The organism is Caldifermentibacillus hisashii, from assembly GCF_039654145.1.
GTDB classification, from domain to species: domain Bacteria; phylum Bacillota; class Bacilli; order Bacillales; family Caldibacillaceae; genus Caldifermentibacillus; species Caldifermentibacillus hisashii.
Genome location: NZ_CP155467.1, coordinates 2,386,098 through 2,400,265 on the forward strand (window position 1 = coordinate 2,386,098; position 14,168 = coordinate 2,400,265).

The 14,168-nt window shown below is 37.6% G+C and carries 14 protein-coding genes; 3 read left to right on the forward strand and 11 right to left on the reverse strand.

Features of this window, described 5'->3' with window-relative positions:
- Positions 1-54: 54 nt before the first annotated feature.
- The 4 genes from NSQ14_RS11420 to NSQ14_RS11435 all read right to left on the reverse strand — a co-directional run bounded on the left by NSQ14_RS11420 (position 55) and on the right by NSQ14_RS11435 (position 2,785).
- On the reverse strand, positions 55-414 hold the full coding sequence (locus tag NSQ14_RS11420; protein ID WP_034771077.1) for a hypothetical protein: 360 nt from the start codon (positions 412-414) through the stop codon (positions 55-57).
- A gap of 315 nt (positions 415-729) precedes the next feature.
- On the reverse strand, positions 730-1,143 hold the full coding sequence (locus NSQ14_RS11425; RefSeq protein ID WP_034771079.1) for a Fur family transcriptional regulator: 414 nt from the start codon (positions 1,141-1,143) through the stop codon (positions 730-732).
- A gap of 16 nt (positions 1,144-1,159) precedes the next feature.
- Positions 1,160-1,999, reverse strand: a complete 840-nt coding sequence (locus NSQ14_RS11430; RefSeq protein WP_034771081.1) for a metal ABC transporter permease — start codon at positions 1,997-1,999, stop codon at positions 1,160-1,162.
- An 18-nt stretch (positions 2,000-2,017) separates the two neighbouring features.
- A complete protein-coding gene (locus tag NSQ14_RS11435) occupies positions 2,018-2,785 on the reverse strand; it encodes a metal ABC transporter ATP-binding protein (protein WP_095141297.1) in 768 nt (255 codons plus the stop codon).
- Positions 2,786-2,956: 171 nt separating this feature from the next.
- On the opposite strand from NSQ14_RS11435, the gene NSQ14_RS11440 reads away from it, so the two are divergent.
- Positions 2,957-3,211 carry a DUF2624 domain-containing protein gene (locus NSQ14_RS11440; protein ID WP_034771084.1) on the forward strand — a complete coding sequence of 85 codons (255 nt, stop codon included), beginning with the start codon at positions 2,957-2,959 and terminating at the stop codon, positions 3,209-3,211.
- Positions 3,212-3,342: 131 nt separating this feature from the next.
- On the opposite strand, the gene NSQ14_RS11445 is transcribed toward NSQ14_RS11440, so the two are convergent.
- Together NSQ14_RS11445 and NSQ14_RS11450 are read right to left on the reverse strand one after the other, a co-directional pair.
- Positions 3,343-4,239 carry a deoxyribonuclease IV gene (locus NSQ14_RS11445; RefSeq protein WP_034771086.1) on the reverse strand — a complete coding sequence of 299 codons (897 nt, stop codon included), beginning with the start codon at positions 4,237-4,239 and terminating at the stop codon, positions 3,343-3,345.
- 134 nt (positions 4,240-4,373) lie between these two features.
- On the reverse strand, positions 4,374-5,693 hold the full coding sequence (locus tag NSQ14_RS11450) for a DEAD/DEAH box helicase (RefSeq protein WP_346216348.1): 1,320 nt from the start codon (positions 5,691-5,693) through the stop codon (positions 4,374-4,376).
- Positions 5,694-5,857: 164 nt separating this feature from the next.
- On the opposite strand from NSQ14_RS11450, the gene vrrA reads away from it, so the two are divergent.
- Complete coding sequence (gene vrrA / locus NSQ14_RS11455; RefSeq protein WP_051989103.1) at positions 5,858-6,583, forward strand: VrrA/YqfQ family protein; 726 nt, start codon at positions 5,858-5,860, stop codon at positions 6,581-6,583.
- A gap of 302 nt (positions 6,584-6,885) precedes the next feature.
- Positions 6,886-7,830 (forward strand): 4-hydroxy-3-methylbut-2-enyl diphosphate reductase, encoded by a 945-nt coding sequence (locus NSQ14_RS11460; protein ID WP_034771091.1) that lies wholly within the window; start codon positions 6,886-6,888, stop codon positions 7,828-7,830.
- A gap of 195 nt (positions 7,831-8,025) precedes the next feature.
- On the opposite strand, the gene NSQ14_RS11465 is transcribed toward NSQ14_RS11460, so the two are convergent.
- The 5 genes from NSQ14_RS11465 to dnaG all read right to left on the reverse strand — a co-directional run bounded on the left by NSQ14_RS11465 (position 8,026) and on the right by dnaG (position 13,940).
- On the reverse strand, positions 8,026-9,144 hold the full coding sequence (locus tag NSQ14_RS11465; RefSeq protein ID WP_034771094.1) for a Nif3-like dinuclear metal center hexameric protein: 1,119 nt from the start codon (positions 9,142-9,144) through the stop codon (positions 8,026-8,028).
- The gene (locus NSQ14_RS11470) at positions 9,122-9,853 is read right to left on the reverse strand and encodes a tRNA (adenine(22)-N(1))-methyltransferase (RefSeq protein WP_034771096.1); all 732 of its coding nucleotides are present in this window, start codon (positions 9,851-9,853) and stop codon (positions 9,122-9,124) included. The genes NSQ14_RS11465 and NSQ14_RS11470 overlap by 23 nt, the downstream gene beginning before the upstream one ends.
- A gap of 173 nt (positions 9,854-10,026) precedes the next feature.
- On the reverse strand, positions 10,027-10,383 hold the full coding sequence (cccA, locus tag NSQ14_RS11475; protein WP_034771099.1) for a cytochrome c550: 357 nt from the start codon (positions 10,381-10,383) through the stop codon (positions 10,027-10,029).
- Between the two features lie 611 nt (positions 10,384-10,994).
- Entirely contained in the window at positions 10,995-12,119 is a 1,125-nt protein-coding gene (gene rpoD / locus NSQ14_RS11480; RefSeq protein WP_034771108.1) for an RNA polymerase sigma factor RpoD, read from the reverse strand.
- A 21-nt stretch (positions 12,120-12,140) separates the two neighbouring features.
- Complete coding sequence (gene dnaG / locus NSQ14_RS11485; RefSeq protein ID WP_034771111.1) at positions 12,141-13,940, reverse strand: DNA primase; 1,800 nt, start codon at positions 13,938-13,940, stop codon at positions 12,141-12,143.
- Positions 13,941-14,168 lie beyond the last annotated feature (228 nt).

Consider the following 14,168-nt stretch of genomic DNA (forward strand, 5'->3'; position numbering starts at 1 on the left):
AAAAAATGTTTCTCCACTTGCATTGATTCATCTATTTTCATACTCCCGATATCATCAAAAAAACGGGGCTATAAATAAACCGATAACCGCTGAAATTGCTCCAATTCCAATTGACCAATTACCCAGTCCCTCAGCTCCTCGGCCTCGTGCCAGAAATCCCAAAATAATAGCCGCTCCACCGAAAAGAACAGGTGAAACGAAAAGGGACAAGATGGCAAGAGCCAAGGCAATATAGCCCAAACCTTTACCATTTTCTGTACTTTCTGTTTCATGATTGCGTTCCTGTACTCGAATCGGTTCTGCTATCTCTGCTGCGTTTTCCTCTTGATAATCATATCCGGTTAAATAATCCCGATAACCGTTGTTCACATCATGCCCGTTTTTTTCTCTGTTCCCTACACGATTTTGACCCATATCGCTAACCTCGCTTTCTTGGGAGCATTTTTATTATTTGATGTCACAACGGTTTTTACCCAAACGAATAATTTACTTTCTCCCCTTATTTTTCCACTCATGCATTTTGTCCTTTCGACGATTATTTCTCTGTGCAAAAATTTTTCACAAAATCGATTTCAAGTATAGAGCTAAGCTTAAGAACGAATCTATCGTTTATTTACTTGTTTTATTTTTTAAAAAAGTCTTTTTCACCCGTTTTTTGAAACTCACTAACGCAAAAAAAAGCTAATCCTGAAATGTCAAAAAAAACATGTCCAAGACTAGCTTTCCCGATTAATGGGTACACTCATTACAATAACCGTATACTTCAAATTTATGCCCGGAGATTACATAATCTTTCAATTCTTCTTTCACTTCGTCCATCGGGCAACCTTCAATTTCTTTTGTTTTACCACAACTTATACAAATAAAATGGTGGTGATGCCCAATCTTTGCGCAAGAAAACCGGAAATGTTTCTCACCCGATAAATCAGTTGTTTCAAGAATACCCAGTTCTGAAAATAATGATAAGTTTCGATAAATAGTATCAAAACTCAAATTTGGATAATGTACCTTCATCCCTTCCAACACATCTTTGGCGGTCATATATTTATCATGGTTCGCTAAAAATTCCAGCATATCCACCCGTTTTCCTGTATATTTATATCCTTTATCCTTTAAAATTTGAATAGCCTCAGTTACGTTCATTTCTTCCACTTCCTGTTTAAGATTTTTGGTAGCGAAATTTCTTGTAAAGAACGGTTCCCAAAAGCAAAGTAGCAGCAATGATCACGATTGTACCACCGGGAGCAATTTCAAGATAAAAACCGCTTACCAACCCACCAATCACCGATATTTCACCGAAAATAACGGAAAGAATAATGGCTTGTTTAAAACTTTTGGCAACACGGATACTTGCGGCAACCGGCAATGTCATCAATGAAGATACAAGTAAAACACCGACAATCCGCATCGAAACAGCAATAACCAAAGCCACTGTGATTACAAATAGTAAATGAATACCATTGCCAGGTATACCTATTGCTTTTGCATATTCCTCATCAAAGGATAGCAAAAACAACTCTTTGTAAAGTAAAAAAATCGTAATGAAAACCAAAACAGCTATTAAAATAATGACATATAAGTCAGCCCTTGAAACGGCACTTACACTTCCAAATAAATACCCGAATAAATCCGTATTAAAACCATCTGCCAATGAAATAAAAATGACACCTAATCCAATACCAAATGACATCATGATGGGTATCGCCAATTCTTCGTAATGTTTATAAACCGTGCGCAGTTTTTCAATAAGTAAGGCACCGATAACTGAAAAAGCCATACCGCCATACAATGGATTTAATAATGCGAACGGAGCGAAATATTTTCCCAACAAAAGGCTCGCTGCAATTCCCGATAATGAAACATGACTCAACGCATCGGTAATCAATGCCATCTTCCTAACGACAATAAAAACCCCGAGAAATGGAGCAATAACCCCGATTATGATGCCGGTAAGAAAGGCATTTTGTAAAAATTCATATTGAAATAAATTATCGATCATAAATTTTCCCCCAAAAAATCAAATATGCTCATGTTTTAGTACATCTACATCATGACCGTAAAAAAAACTTAGTGCTTCCTTATCCAATGCTGCGAACTCATGTGAACGACCATGAAAATAAAGTGTTTTATTTAAGCAAGCAACATGGCTTACTTTGTCTGAGATGATTCCAACATCATGAGATACGATAATTAGCGTCATATTCCTTGTATGATTTAGCCTCTGTAATAATTGATAAAATTGTGCAACTCGTTTTGCATCCACACCGACTGTGGGCTCATCGAGAATAAGTAACTCAGGATTTGAAACAATCGCTCTGGCAATAAACACCCGTTGTTGTTGCCCGCCGGATAATTCTCCGATATTTCGGTCAATAAACGACTCCATCTCAACAGCCTTCAACGCTTCCATTACATGTTCCCTTGTATTTTTCGGGAAGAAATGAAACAGTCCGGTTTTTTTCGTTAATCCACTTCTTACCACTTCATAAACAGTTGCCGGAAAGCCACTGTTAAATGAATTGGCCTTTTGCGACACAAAGCCGATTTTTTCCCACTGATCAAAAGACTCCAACGGTTTTCCGTAAAGATAAATATCTCCTTGTTGTTTTTTTAACAGGCCCAAAATTAGTTTTAGCAGTGTCGATTTACCCGAACCGTTTGGACCGACGATCGCTAAAAAGTCGCCCCGCTCAACTTGCAGATTTATGTTTTCTAATACAGTGAAATGATCATAATGATAAGTTACGTTTTTTATTTCAATAATTGGTGCTTCAGTCACCTTCAACCACCTTCTATAAATAAACTTTATTCTTATTAAGAATGATTACGATTTAGACTTATTAAGTATACATAAACGACCGGAAAATGTAAAGTTTTTCTTCATTTGTGTTGTTATTGAAAAAATCTATGGAACTTTTTCGATTAAGCTTCATACATTATGTTGGGAGGAGATGGAATGAAGTTTCTCGAGAATATTATTAATATGAAAATTAATGGGATTACCGGGAAAGAATTAGTGAAATACGGAAAACAATTTAATATTGATGTAAGTTTAGATCAAGCTGAACTAATCGCCAAATATTTACGGGGCAAAAACATCGATATTTTCAATGATAATGACCGTACAAAAGTCATTAAAGAAATCGCAAAAGTTTGCGGGCCACAAACAGCCAAAAAGGTAAATCAACTTTTCATTATGCTGACTAAGTAATGATCTTTTATCCCACATGAATGAGCGAGCAGTAAATTATCTGTACCGAAAGCGAATCGACAGGTACTTGTTTTTATAAAACAGGTGTTCCAAGGGTTTACACTTAGTTAACCCTTAGAACACCCGTTTTTTTAAGCTTCATTAATAATCCGCTCAAGCAAATTTTCACTGAATGTTTGATTCCGGAACATTTCAATTTCATATTTGTAAGGTGGTTTTTTATTGTTTTTATCTGTTCCGACATAAGGTGTTTCTAATATTTTCGGAATATCTTCTAATTGTGGATGATGAACGATATAATTTAGTGCTTTAAATCCAATATAGCCAAATCCAATATTTTCATGTCGGTCTTTTCTTGCTCCCATCGGATTCTTACTGTCATTAATATGTAGAACTTTTATCCGATCAATACCGATAATTTTATCGAATTCATTCAATACACCGTCGAAATCCTCTTTTACATTATAGCCGGCATCACTTGTATGGCAAGTATCGAAACAAACGGATAACCGATCATTATTGGTTACTCCGTCAATAATTTTTGCCAATTCATCAAACGTTTTGCCAACTTCTGAACCTTTCCCTGCCATCGTTTCTAAAGCAATTTGAACAGGTGAATCATGGGTAAGGACTTCATTTAATCCTTCAATAATTTTGGCAATGCCTGCATCCTCTCCGGCTCCAACATGGGCTCCCGGATGAAGAACGATTTGTTTTGCACCAATCGCTTCTGTCCGCTCTATTTCTGATTGAAGAAAATCCACGCCTAACCGAAATGTTTGTGGTTTTGTGGTATTTCCGATATTAATAATATACGGGGCATGAACGACAATCTCATCAATGCCGTTTTCCTCCATATGCGCTCGACCTTGTTCAATATTCAATTCTTCAATTTTTTTTCGTCTTGTATTTTGCGGGGCGCCGGTATAGATCATGAAGGTTGTGGAACCATAGGATACCGCTTCCCGACTGGCAGCCAACAACATATCATTCCCGCTCATCGATACATGAGAACCGATTTTTAACATTTCTCCTCTTCCTTTCTTATTCCCAGGATAATTATATTTTTTTATAAGTTAAGAAATTTAAGATTGATAATCCGCGTACTAAGGTAGCGATTCGAAAATAAAAAAGTTTTCATTAAACTGCCGTCACAAGTTGACTAATGACGCGGTCGCCCAAGTTTCTTTAATTGTCTTTTTTTCTCTTTTTCGAGTAACTCTTTCTGTTTCTTCTTGTAACCCGGTTTTACTTTTTTCGGTTTTTTTATCGCCCGTTTTACTTGGATATCTACTTCCTGCGGTTTTCTTTTCCGATTTTTTCGCTGATTCCGGTCGTCATTTTCTTTCAACTCTCCCGCCACTATATCCATATAAGTAAAGGTAATACCCATGTTTTCCAATTTACTAATTTTTTCGTTATCCTGCTCATCAAAAAGGATATATGAAACACCCGAGTACGCTCCCCGACCGGTCCGTCCCGAACGATGAATATAAAAATTCAAGTCCTTAGGTAACTCGTAATGAAAAACGTGGCTGACCCCTTCAATATCAATCCCCCGTGATGCCAAATCTGTCGCAACAATATACTGATACTCCAAATTACGGATTTGCGACATCATCTTTTTCCGTTCCCTTGGGGTGAGATTTCCATGAATTAAACCGACTTTCACACCGTTTTCGGCCAATAGATTAGCAAGTTCATCAGCTCTGGCTTTCGTATTTACAAAAATAATCGCTAAATACGGATGAATGATCTCCATCAAATTTTTTAGGAAATGGAATTTGTCACGGTGTCGCAAAGGAAGCAAAATATGTTCAATATTTTTCGCAGTTCTCTGTTTCAGTTCAACATGAACAAACTCAGGATTTTCCATATATTTTTTCAGAAAAGGTTTTAAGTTTTCCGGAATCGTTGCCGAAAAGACAAACATTTGTAACTGTTCAGGCATCGCTCCTGCAATCCGGTCCACATCTTCTAAAAAGCCGAGATCCAACATTAAATCAGCTTCATCGACAACCATCATAGTTGCGGTATGAACGAATAATGCCTGTTCTTTCACCAAGTCATAAATTCGCCCAGGTGTACCGATAACGATATGCGGTTGTACTTTCAATTTTTCAATTACCCGGGCTTTATCTGTCCCGCCAACAAATAATTTTGCTGTAATTTCTTCGTCTTTCGGGCAATATTTTGTTAATTTCAAGACCTCGTGATATATTTGGTGAGCCAATTCCCGGGTTGGTGCAGTAATCACGGCTTGGACCGATTGAACTGACGGATTCAGTTTTGTCAGTATCGGCAAGAGAAATGCATGTGTTTTCCCGGTTCCGGTTTGGGATTGGCCAACCAAGGACAGACCTTTTAACGCTTTAGGAATCACCCGTTCTTGAATATCGGTTGGATCGTAAAAACCCATGTTTTCCAGTCCTTCATATAAAAACGGTTTTAATGAAAACCTTGTAAAATTCGTTTTTTCCATATAAAAACTCCTTAATCTGACATACTTAATTATTATCCATCTTAGTATTATACAAAAAAAAGGTAAATAACTCTACTTATGAATTTTTTTCTACACTAACGAAGCACTTTGCCTTTGCATATTGTAATAGGAGAGTAAATTGAGTGTATGAGGAGGATTCATCTATGCCACCGCGATTTCAGCAAGTACCGCCACCAAATCCTTATCGCTTTTTCACTCCTTCTCCGAGGCCAAGAGGGATGTACGGGGGTATGCCAAGAAATATTGGTAGGCCGCGACCCTTTCAGATGCAACAAGCTAGATTTGAGCAACCGAAACGAGTCGGTTTCCTTTCACGACTTTTCAAGGGAAAAAGTGGGATCGAGTCAATACCACAGCAACCTGTTAATCCATTTCTGTTTGGCAGAGGAGTAGGTTATCAAGAGCAGACCGGGATACGAAGCTTCCTAAACCCGGAATCGATATCTAATTTTTTAGGACAGACGCAACAGGTGTTACGTACAGGGCAACAAATCGGTTCAATGGTTCAACAATACGGACCATTAGTCAAAAATTTACCTGCTCTTTGGAAATTATATCGCAGCCTGCAAAACAGCAGTGACCAAGATAATGATAATGAGGAGAACACGGAAACTGACTTGGAAGATGAGATAGTTGAAAGGAATAAGGACGATTTGGAGCCTGAAGAAAACGAAAATAACGATGACGGTATTGAAGAAGAAAAAAAGATATTATTGAAAGAAGCATCGAAACAATCATTAGGAGAAAATGAAAAGATCGATAGTGAAAAAAAGATCGTCGAATCGGAACAAGCGGCAAAAAAGGCTAAGCGTAACAAAAAGAAACAACCTTTACAATTCAAAAGTTCTGTACCTAAGCTATATATTTAATTTTTCAGGCAGATGATGGTGGATGAACAATTCATGTGTTGATAACTGATAATCACATTCACATCACTGCTTTTCTCCATATTTTTAAAGAAAACTCGGCGACTGCCGAGCCTTTAGGCGATGGCAAAGCCGTAGTTGCACTTATACTTAATTCTTAAAATTTCCCACTACGTCGAATTCACTTCTTTGCTGGAAATTTATACTTTCTTAACGTATAAAAAAGAACAATACTTTGAGTTATCAACACCAGTTCGTTATAATATACCTATAGTTTTTTAGTTTACGAGGAGGAACGATAAAATATGGAAGTCATTAAAGTATCCCCCCGCGGTTATTGTTACGGTGTTGTTGATGCCATGGTTATCGCTCGCAATGCCGCTTTAGATAAAAATTTACCAAGACCGATTTATATTCTTGGTATGCTTGTCCATAACGAAAATGTGACTGAAGCATTTAAAGAAGAAGGGATTATCACATTAGACGGGAAAAATCGAAAAGAAATATTGGAAAAAGTTGATCAAGGGACCGTGATTTTCACTGCTCATGGGGTGTCACCTGAAATTCGCCAACTTGCCAAAGAAAAAGGACTGGTCACCATCGATGCGACTTGCCCGGATGTTACAAAAACCCATGTTATCATTGAAGAAAAAACGAAACAGGGGTATGAGGTCATTTATATCGGTAAGAAGGGTCATCCTGAGCCGGAGGGGGCGATCGGGGTCGCACCGGGTCTGGTCCATTTAGTTTCAAACACCGGTGATATCGATCAACTGGATATAAAAAATGATAAAATTATCATTACAAATCAAACGACGATGAGCAGTTGGGATGTTAAGGATTTAATGGAATATTGTCTTAAAAAGTTTCCACAGGCGGAAATACATAATGAAATCTGCCAAGCTACCCAAGTTAGACAAGAAGCTGTCGCTAAACAAGCGGGTGATGCTGACGTATTAATTGTTGTCGGTGACCCGAAGAGCAATAATTCAAACCGGTTAGCCCAAGTTTCGGAAGAGATTGCCGGTACGAAATCTTATCGGGTAGCGGATGTTACGGAAATTGAAATTGATTGGATCAGGAACGCAAAAAGGGTTGCTGTTACTTCCGGTGCGTCTACTCCAACACCGATTACAAAAGAAGTTATTCACTTTTTGGAACAATTTGATCCGGAAGATGAAACTACTTGGATTCGGGAAAGAAAAGTTCCGCTATCGAAAATTTTGCCAAAAGTAAAAGCTGTAAAATAGTAATGAAGGACTTCCTATCACAGTGAAGTCCTTTTTTGATGTTTTACCGATTATACTTTCTAAAGCTTTCATTCCGCTCATGTATCCGTATAGTTTATTCCTGTCTTCTTGATCCTGATTATATTTTCTAAAGGGCAGGACCGATAATTCGTCTATTTAAAAACAACAAGTGGTTCCTTTTTAATGTTTGCCAGGTTACAAAAATAGAAATGGATCCGTATGGACAAGCGATGGAATGAAGTTTACTTGGAATTTTTTCTCCCGGCAAAGTTCCATCATTTTTTTTGCAACCCCTCGTTTCATAACCTTTTCCACATTATGACCGGGATCAATAATATGTAAACCGTCCAATTTTGCGTCGATCGCAGTATGATAATACATATCACCGGTAATAAACACATCCGCCCCTTTACGGATGGCCGTTTTATAATATTTGCCGCCATCTCCACCAAGTATAGCAACCCTTTTAATTGTGTCGGACAGATTTCCGACCACCCTGACGCCCGTTACATCCAGTGCCTCTTTTACAAAAGCAGCGAATTCTTCTAAAGTTACTTCTTTTGACAAATAACCGATTCTTCCTAAGCCGTACACCTGCCCTTTCATATCAAGCGGATAGATATCGTAAGCCGGTTCTTCGTATGGATGAACTTGAAGCATAGCCTTTAGTACTTTTCTTTCAAGGTTTTGCGGAAAAATAGTTTCGATTCTCTCTTCAGCAACAGCTTCTAATTCTCCAATTGAACCAATATACGGATTGGTGTTTTCTCCCGGTAAAAAGCGACCGGTACCTTGACTTGAAAATGTACAGTGACTGTAGTTTCCGATAAATCCTGCCCCGGCATTGCCAAGTGCTTCCCGAATGTTGTCTGCCGCCTCTTGAGGGGCATAGACAACTAATTTTTTTAAAGGCATTTCATATGTAGGTACAAGTACTTCCGTTTCCAGCAAACCCAGTTTGTCTGCCAACAGGTCATTAACCCCGCCAAAGGTGACATCTAAATTGGTATGGGCAGCATAGACGGCAATATCGTGTTTCAATAATTTTGAAATAATTCTTCCATACGACTCTTCTGTCCGGATTGTTTTTAAAGGATGATAAATTAACGGGTGATGACTGATGATCAGCTGGGCGTCTTTATCAATCGCTTCATCAACAACATCTTCCACAACATCGAGCGCAACTAAAACATTTTTTACCGGCTGATTAAGCGAGCCTACCAATAAGCCTATTTTATCTCCTTCCATAGCGAGTTCTTTTGGAGCAAATTGTTCAAATAACTGGATGACTTCATGCCCGTTCGGTATTTTCATCCGGAAAAACCTCCTTATACCACTGGATATATTTTTTCAACTCTGATTTCTTCCTGATAATTGCTACAGTTTCTTTTGCTTTATCAAGTTCTTCCAAGACTCGCAACCATTCATTATACTCCCGTTTCCATTTTTTATAAAAAACGTGATTTTTCTCTTTTATAAGAAACGGACCAAAAAAAACTTGCTTTTCTTTATCCTCATCATTGCAATAAGGAGCTTCACTGTCTCCTTGCTCAGCAACTAAAATTTCATAAATATGACCATCTTCTTCTAAAATTTTTTCCTTAACTAATTTCCAGTTATGATTGAGCAACCACAATCGAATCTGATCGGCTGCCAAATTCGGTTGCAAAATTAGCCGGCTAACTTGATGTAGTTTTTCCTTCCCGTTATCCAAAATGGAAGAAATCAATGCTCCGCCCATTCCGGCAATGGTTATGCAATCTACCGAATCTGTTTCCTTTAAAACCGCCAGACCATCACCTTTCCGGACATCAATGAATTGTTCAAATTGATATGCTTTTACACTTGATTTTGCCGCTAACAATGGACCATCCGCTACTTCTCCGGCAATCGCCTTTTTCACAATTTTGTTTTTCACACAATAGATTGGCAAGTAAGCATGATCAGAACCAATATCAGCCAGAATGCTGTCCTTTGGTATGTAAGTGGTTATTTCCTTAAGTCTTTCAGCTAATTTTATCATAAAACAAAACTCACCAAACTTTCCATTCTTTCCACTATCTATTAAATTACAGGAAAACAAAAAGTTTTTCAATCAAAGAAAAGGACTCCCCACTGTCACTTTCCTAAATGAATCAAGTGAATGTTCCACTGTTCATCAGTTAAGTGACTTTATTTGGAAGCCCTTTTCTTATACTATTCAAGTGACATAAGCCAATCGGCCATGGCATCGAGACTTTCGGCTGGAACTAACCCTTTCGGCATTGCCCCCCGACCATTTTGCAAAACTTCTTTAATTTCATCTTTTGATAAACGCTCGTCAACACCCTTCAGCTCAGGACCCATTGCACCTTCGTAATTTTGGCCATGGCAAGTGAAACATGATTTTTGATAAATTTCTTCCGGTGTTGCGGCTTGGGCGACATTCCCCTTTTCAGAATCTTTTCCCTCTGCTTCTTTACTGTCATTCACCCCAATAATTGAAAGTGCTACCATAAGCCCGATACCTAAAACCATGATTAATAGATAAGGAAATATTGCATTGCGTTTCATCCTTTTCTCCCCTTTGCCCAAATACTCATGATAACATTTGCAAACTATTCTTATTTTACTTGAAAAAGCTGTAAAGGGGAAGTGGTTAATACGAAAGAGCTGTAGTTTTCACAATTTGGACAAAATTTAACTGTTTTCACTACTTGACAAAATGAAAGGAAACTCTATCACCTTTAAATCATCATGGACAAAAAAATTTACAATAGCCATTTGCAAATTCATTTCATTTTTTATAAAATAGATGTCAAATAGTGTGAAAGCGAATACGAAATGAAAATTCATTCGTTTGGCGAGATTTGTGGCGATTCATGCTGTGTCGCTCATCTGTAGATCATGGCTTTTTCGGTGTATGACGCTTATGTGCCAAAAAACTTTTAAGAACGCTTAACTTATTATCTGGTCTTATATTTACTTATAAAAATTTAAGAACGTTTTACCTTATTATCTGGCCTATATTAACGTACAAAAACATTAAGGACACTTAAGCACAACTATCTTGCCTGTATTTTCTTGCAACAATTTTTTAAGGACATTTTACCTTATTATCCGGTCTCCATTTACGTACAACAAAATTGGTTTGCCTTTCTTAGACAAACCAATCAAAGGTAATTTTATTCCAGGAAATCTTTTAATCGTTTACTACGGCTTGGATGTCGCAATTTCCGTAAAGCTTTCGCCTCAATTTGGCGAATCCGTTCACGGGTGACACCAAAGACTTTGCCGACTTCTTCTAAAGTACGTGTACGTCCATCGTCAAGACCAAAACGGAGACGTAATACATTTTCTTCACGATCTGTTAATGTATCTAAGACGTCTTCCAATTGTTCTTTTAACATTTCGTAGGCTGCATGGTCAGAAGGAGATGTCGCCTCCTGATCTTCAATAAAGTCGCCTAAATGGGAATCGTCTTCTTCACCGATTGGAGTTTCTAAAGATACAGGTTCTTGAGCAATCTTTAAGATTTCCCTTACTTTTTCAGGCGTTAAATCCATTTCTTCAGCTATTTCTTCCGGTGTTGGTTCCCGGCCTAAATCTTGCAATAATTGCCGTTGGACACGAATTAATTTATTTATTGTTTCAACCATATGAACCGGAATACGAATGGTTCGCGCTTGGTCTGCAATGGCTCTGGTAATCGCTTGACGTATCCACCACGTTGCATACGTGCTAAATTTAAATCCTTTTGTATAATCAAATTTTTCAACAGCCTTGATTAAGCCCATATTCCCTTCTTGGATTAAGTCAAGGAAAAGCATTCCACGGCCTACATAACGTTTGGCAATACTTACAACAAGTCGTAAATTTGCCTCAGCGAGCCTTCTTTTTGCCTCCTCATCTCCTTGGGCAATCCTTTCAGCTAGTTCGATTTCTTCTTCAGGGGTTAATAGATCAACACGACCGATTTCCTTCAAGTACATTCGAACAGGATCATTAATTTTGACACCGGGAGGAACACTCAAATCATTTAAATCAAATTCCTCTTCATTTTCCAGATCCTCTTCATCCGGTTGTTCGATATCTTCTTCATGATCTTCTATTAATTGAATGCCCTGTTCAGACAATTGATCGTAAAACTCATCCATATGTTCTGCATCTAACTCAAATTGAGCTAAATTTTGAGCGATTGTATCGTAAGAGAGACTACCTCTTTTTTTACCTAACTCAATTAATTGGTCTTTCACTTGATCGATTGTGAGTTCAGAATCTTCATTGGAACGTGCTGACTTCTCAGTCATATGTTCCCCTCCTTCCAACAATTAAAGCGATTTTCTTAATTGAATGATTTCATTAGCAATTTCTGCAGCTCTTTTTACATCATGTTGACGTTCTGCCTCGATGCTTTCTCTTTCTTTCTCTTTTATTTTTAACCATTTATGTTGATTAACTACATGCTTGATATAATCTTGAAATTCTCTATCGGTTACTTCTTCAGCTATAGAGATCATCCCAATCTCTGCAACAAGTTTCTTTAAATGTTGATCATTAAGGAAATTTAAAAATTGAGTTAAATCAGGCTCATTCCCTTCCTCATAAAATCCATATAAATATGTGACAATCGCTTGATGATCATCCAAATTAAACGGGATGTCTTGCAAGGCTTTTTGCACACGCTGTGTAAATGTGACACTTTTTAACATATGAGCAATTAATATTCGTTCCGCATTTTCGAAAGCTTTTCGCGCAGGCTTTTGAGACATGATGGAAACGGGGACTCGATTTTGTTGTTCTTGTTTTTTCAACCCTTTTTTATGCATATAGTATAGCTGTCTTTCTTGCTGTTTCAAAGCATCTAACGATAGAGAAAATTCATCTGCTAATTGACGTAAATAAACATCCCTTTCTATGGCATTATCCATCGTTGCTATATCTCCTAATACTTGTTCGATATAAGCAAGGCGATCTCCTTCATTCTTGAGATTTTTTCCTGTTTGGTAATACTTCATTTTAAATGCCATAAAGGTTAAACTTGTCCCAATTACTTTATTAATAAATGCGTCGGAACCATGTGTAAGAATATACTCATCAGGATCTTTTGCCTCCGGTATCATTGCTACTTGAACGGTACAACCTGCCTTCTGGAGTAGTTCACCTGCTTTCAACGTTGCACTTTGACCTGCCGAATCAGAATCAAAACATAAAATGACACGTTCGGCATTTCGTTTAATCATATGAACATGTTCTTCCGTCAAAGCGGTTCCCATCGCCCCGATTCCATTATCAACTCCGGCTCCATATGCAGCAATACAATCAGCAAAGCCTTCAAAAATGACCAATGATTGTTTTTTTCGTATGGATGATCGGGCTTGATAGAAATTGTATAATGTCTTTCCCTTGTGAAAAATAGGCGTTTCCGGGCTGTTTAAATATTTCGGCTCCCCTTTATGCATTACACGACCGGAAAATGCAACTGTATTTCCTTTCATATCAAAGATGGGGAAAATAATTCTTCCCCGAAATCGGTCAAAATATTGATGGTTGGACTCACTTTTAATAATAAGTCCGGCCTTTTCAAGAAGTTCTTCTGAAAATCCCCGTGATTTTAAAAATTTCAAGCTTGTATCCCATTCATTTAAACAATAGCCAATTTGAAAATGATCAATCATCTCGCGGGTAAAGTTCCGTCTAGTCAAATATTCCAACGCTTCCTGACCCTTGTTAGTATTTACCAATAAATGGTGATAAAATTGTCTTAATAACTCATGGGCTTCGATCATTTTATCATAGGTATTGGTGCCCGGCGTTTTACTTTGGGATACATTTATATGTAAAGGAATATTTGCCATCCCGGCTAATTTGATTGCTGCTTCTTGAAAAGAGAGGCCTTCTATATCCATCAAGAAAGAAAAAACATTTCCTCCCGCACCGCAACCGAAACAATGATATATTTGCTTATCAGGTGATACGGAAAAAGAAGGAGATTTTTCATTGTGAAACGGACAAAGCCCGAAGTAATTGCGGCCCTGTTTTTTTAAATGAACAAAATTACTGATGACTTCCACTATATCAACAGATTGGCTAATTTGTTTCACTATTTCATTTGGAATACGTTCTGCCATGAGAACATCTCCACCCATTATAAGTATTCGATTCATTTTTTATTAATCCTGCAAAAATCGACAAAAATCTTATTTCGATTTTTACGTTTACAACATTAAAATTTAATATGAGCATTCAAATTCCCATTTTTTTATAAAAAATTATGCTCAAAGTACCATATTTTGATTTTCTATATTTAAGCATGTTTCGCGTAAAATTCCCTCTAAATCCTTGTCGGGAGCTAACCA

Bases quoted from the DNA above. Each gene is read 5' to 3' on its own strand.
- vrrA (WP_051989103.1), top strand. From the start codon at position 5,858: ATGCCACCGCGATTTCAGCAAGTACCGCCACCAAATCCTTATCGCTTT.
- NSQ14_RS11440 (WP_034771084.1), top strand. From the start codon at position 2,957: ATGAAGTTTCTCGAGAATATTATTAATATGAAAATTAATGGGATTACC.
- NSQ14_RS11425 (WP_034771079.1), bottom strand. From the start codon at position 1,143: ATGAACGTAACTGAGGCTATTCAAATTTTAAAGGATAAAGGATATAAA.
- NSQ14_RS11430 (WP_034771081.1), bottom strand. From the start codon at position 1,999: ATGATCGATAATTTATTTCAATATGAATTTTTACAAAATGCCTTTCTT.
- cccA (WP_034771099.1), bottom strand. From the start codon at position 10,383: ATGAAACGCAATGCAATATTTCCTTATCTATTAATCATGGTTTTAGGT.
- NSQ14_RS11420 (WP_034771077.1), bottom strand. From the start codon at position 414: ATGGGTCAAAATCGTGTAGGGAACAGAGAAAAAAACGGGCATGATGTG.
- NSQ14_RS11445 (WP_034771086.1), bottom strand. From the start codon at position 4,239: ATGTTAAAAATCGGTTCTCATGTATCGATGAGCGGGAATGATATGTTG.
- NSQ14_RS11450 (WP_346216348.1), bottom strand. From the start codon at position 5,693: ATGGAAAAAACGAATTTTACAAGGTTTTCATTAAAACCGTTTTTATAT.
- dnaG (WP_034771111.1), bottom strand. From the start codon at position 13,940: ATGGCAGAACGTATTCCAAATGAAATAGTGAAACAAATTAGCCAATCT.
- rpoD (WP_034771108.1), bottom strand. From the start codon at position 12,119: ATGACTGAGAAGTCAGCACGTTCCAATGAAGATTCTGAACTCACAATC.
- NSQ14_RS11465 (WP_034771094.1), bottom strand. From the start codon at position 9,144: ATGAAAATACCGAACGGGCATGAAGTCATCCAGTTATTTGAACAATTT.
- NSQ14_RS11460 (WP_034771091.1), top strand. From the start codon at position 6,886: ATGGAAGTCATTAAAGTATCCCCCCGCGGTTATTGTTACGGTGTTGTT.
- NSQ14_RS11470 (WP_034771096.1), bottom strand. From the start codon at position 9,853: ATGATAAAATTAGCTGAAAGACTTAAGGAAATAACCACTTACATACCA.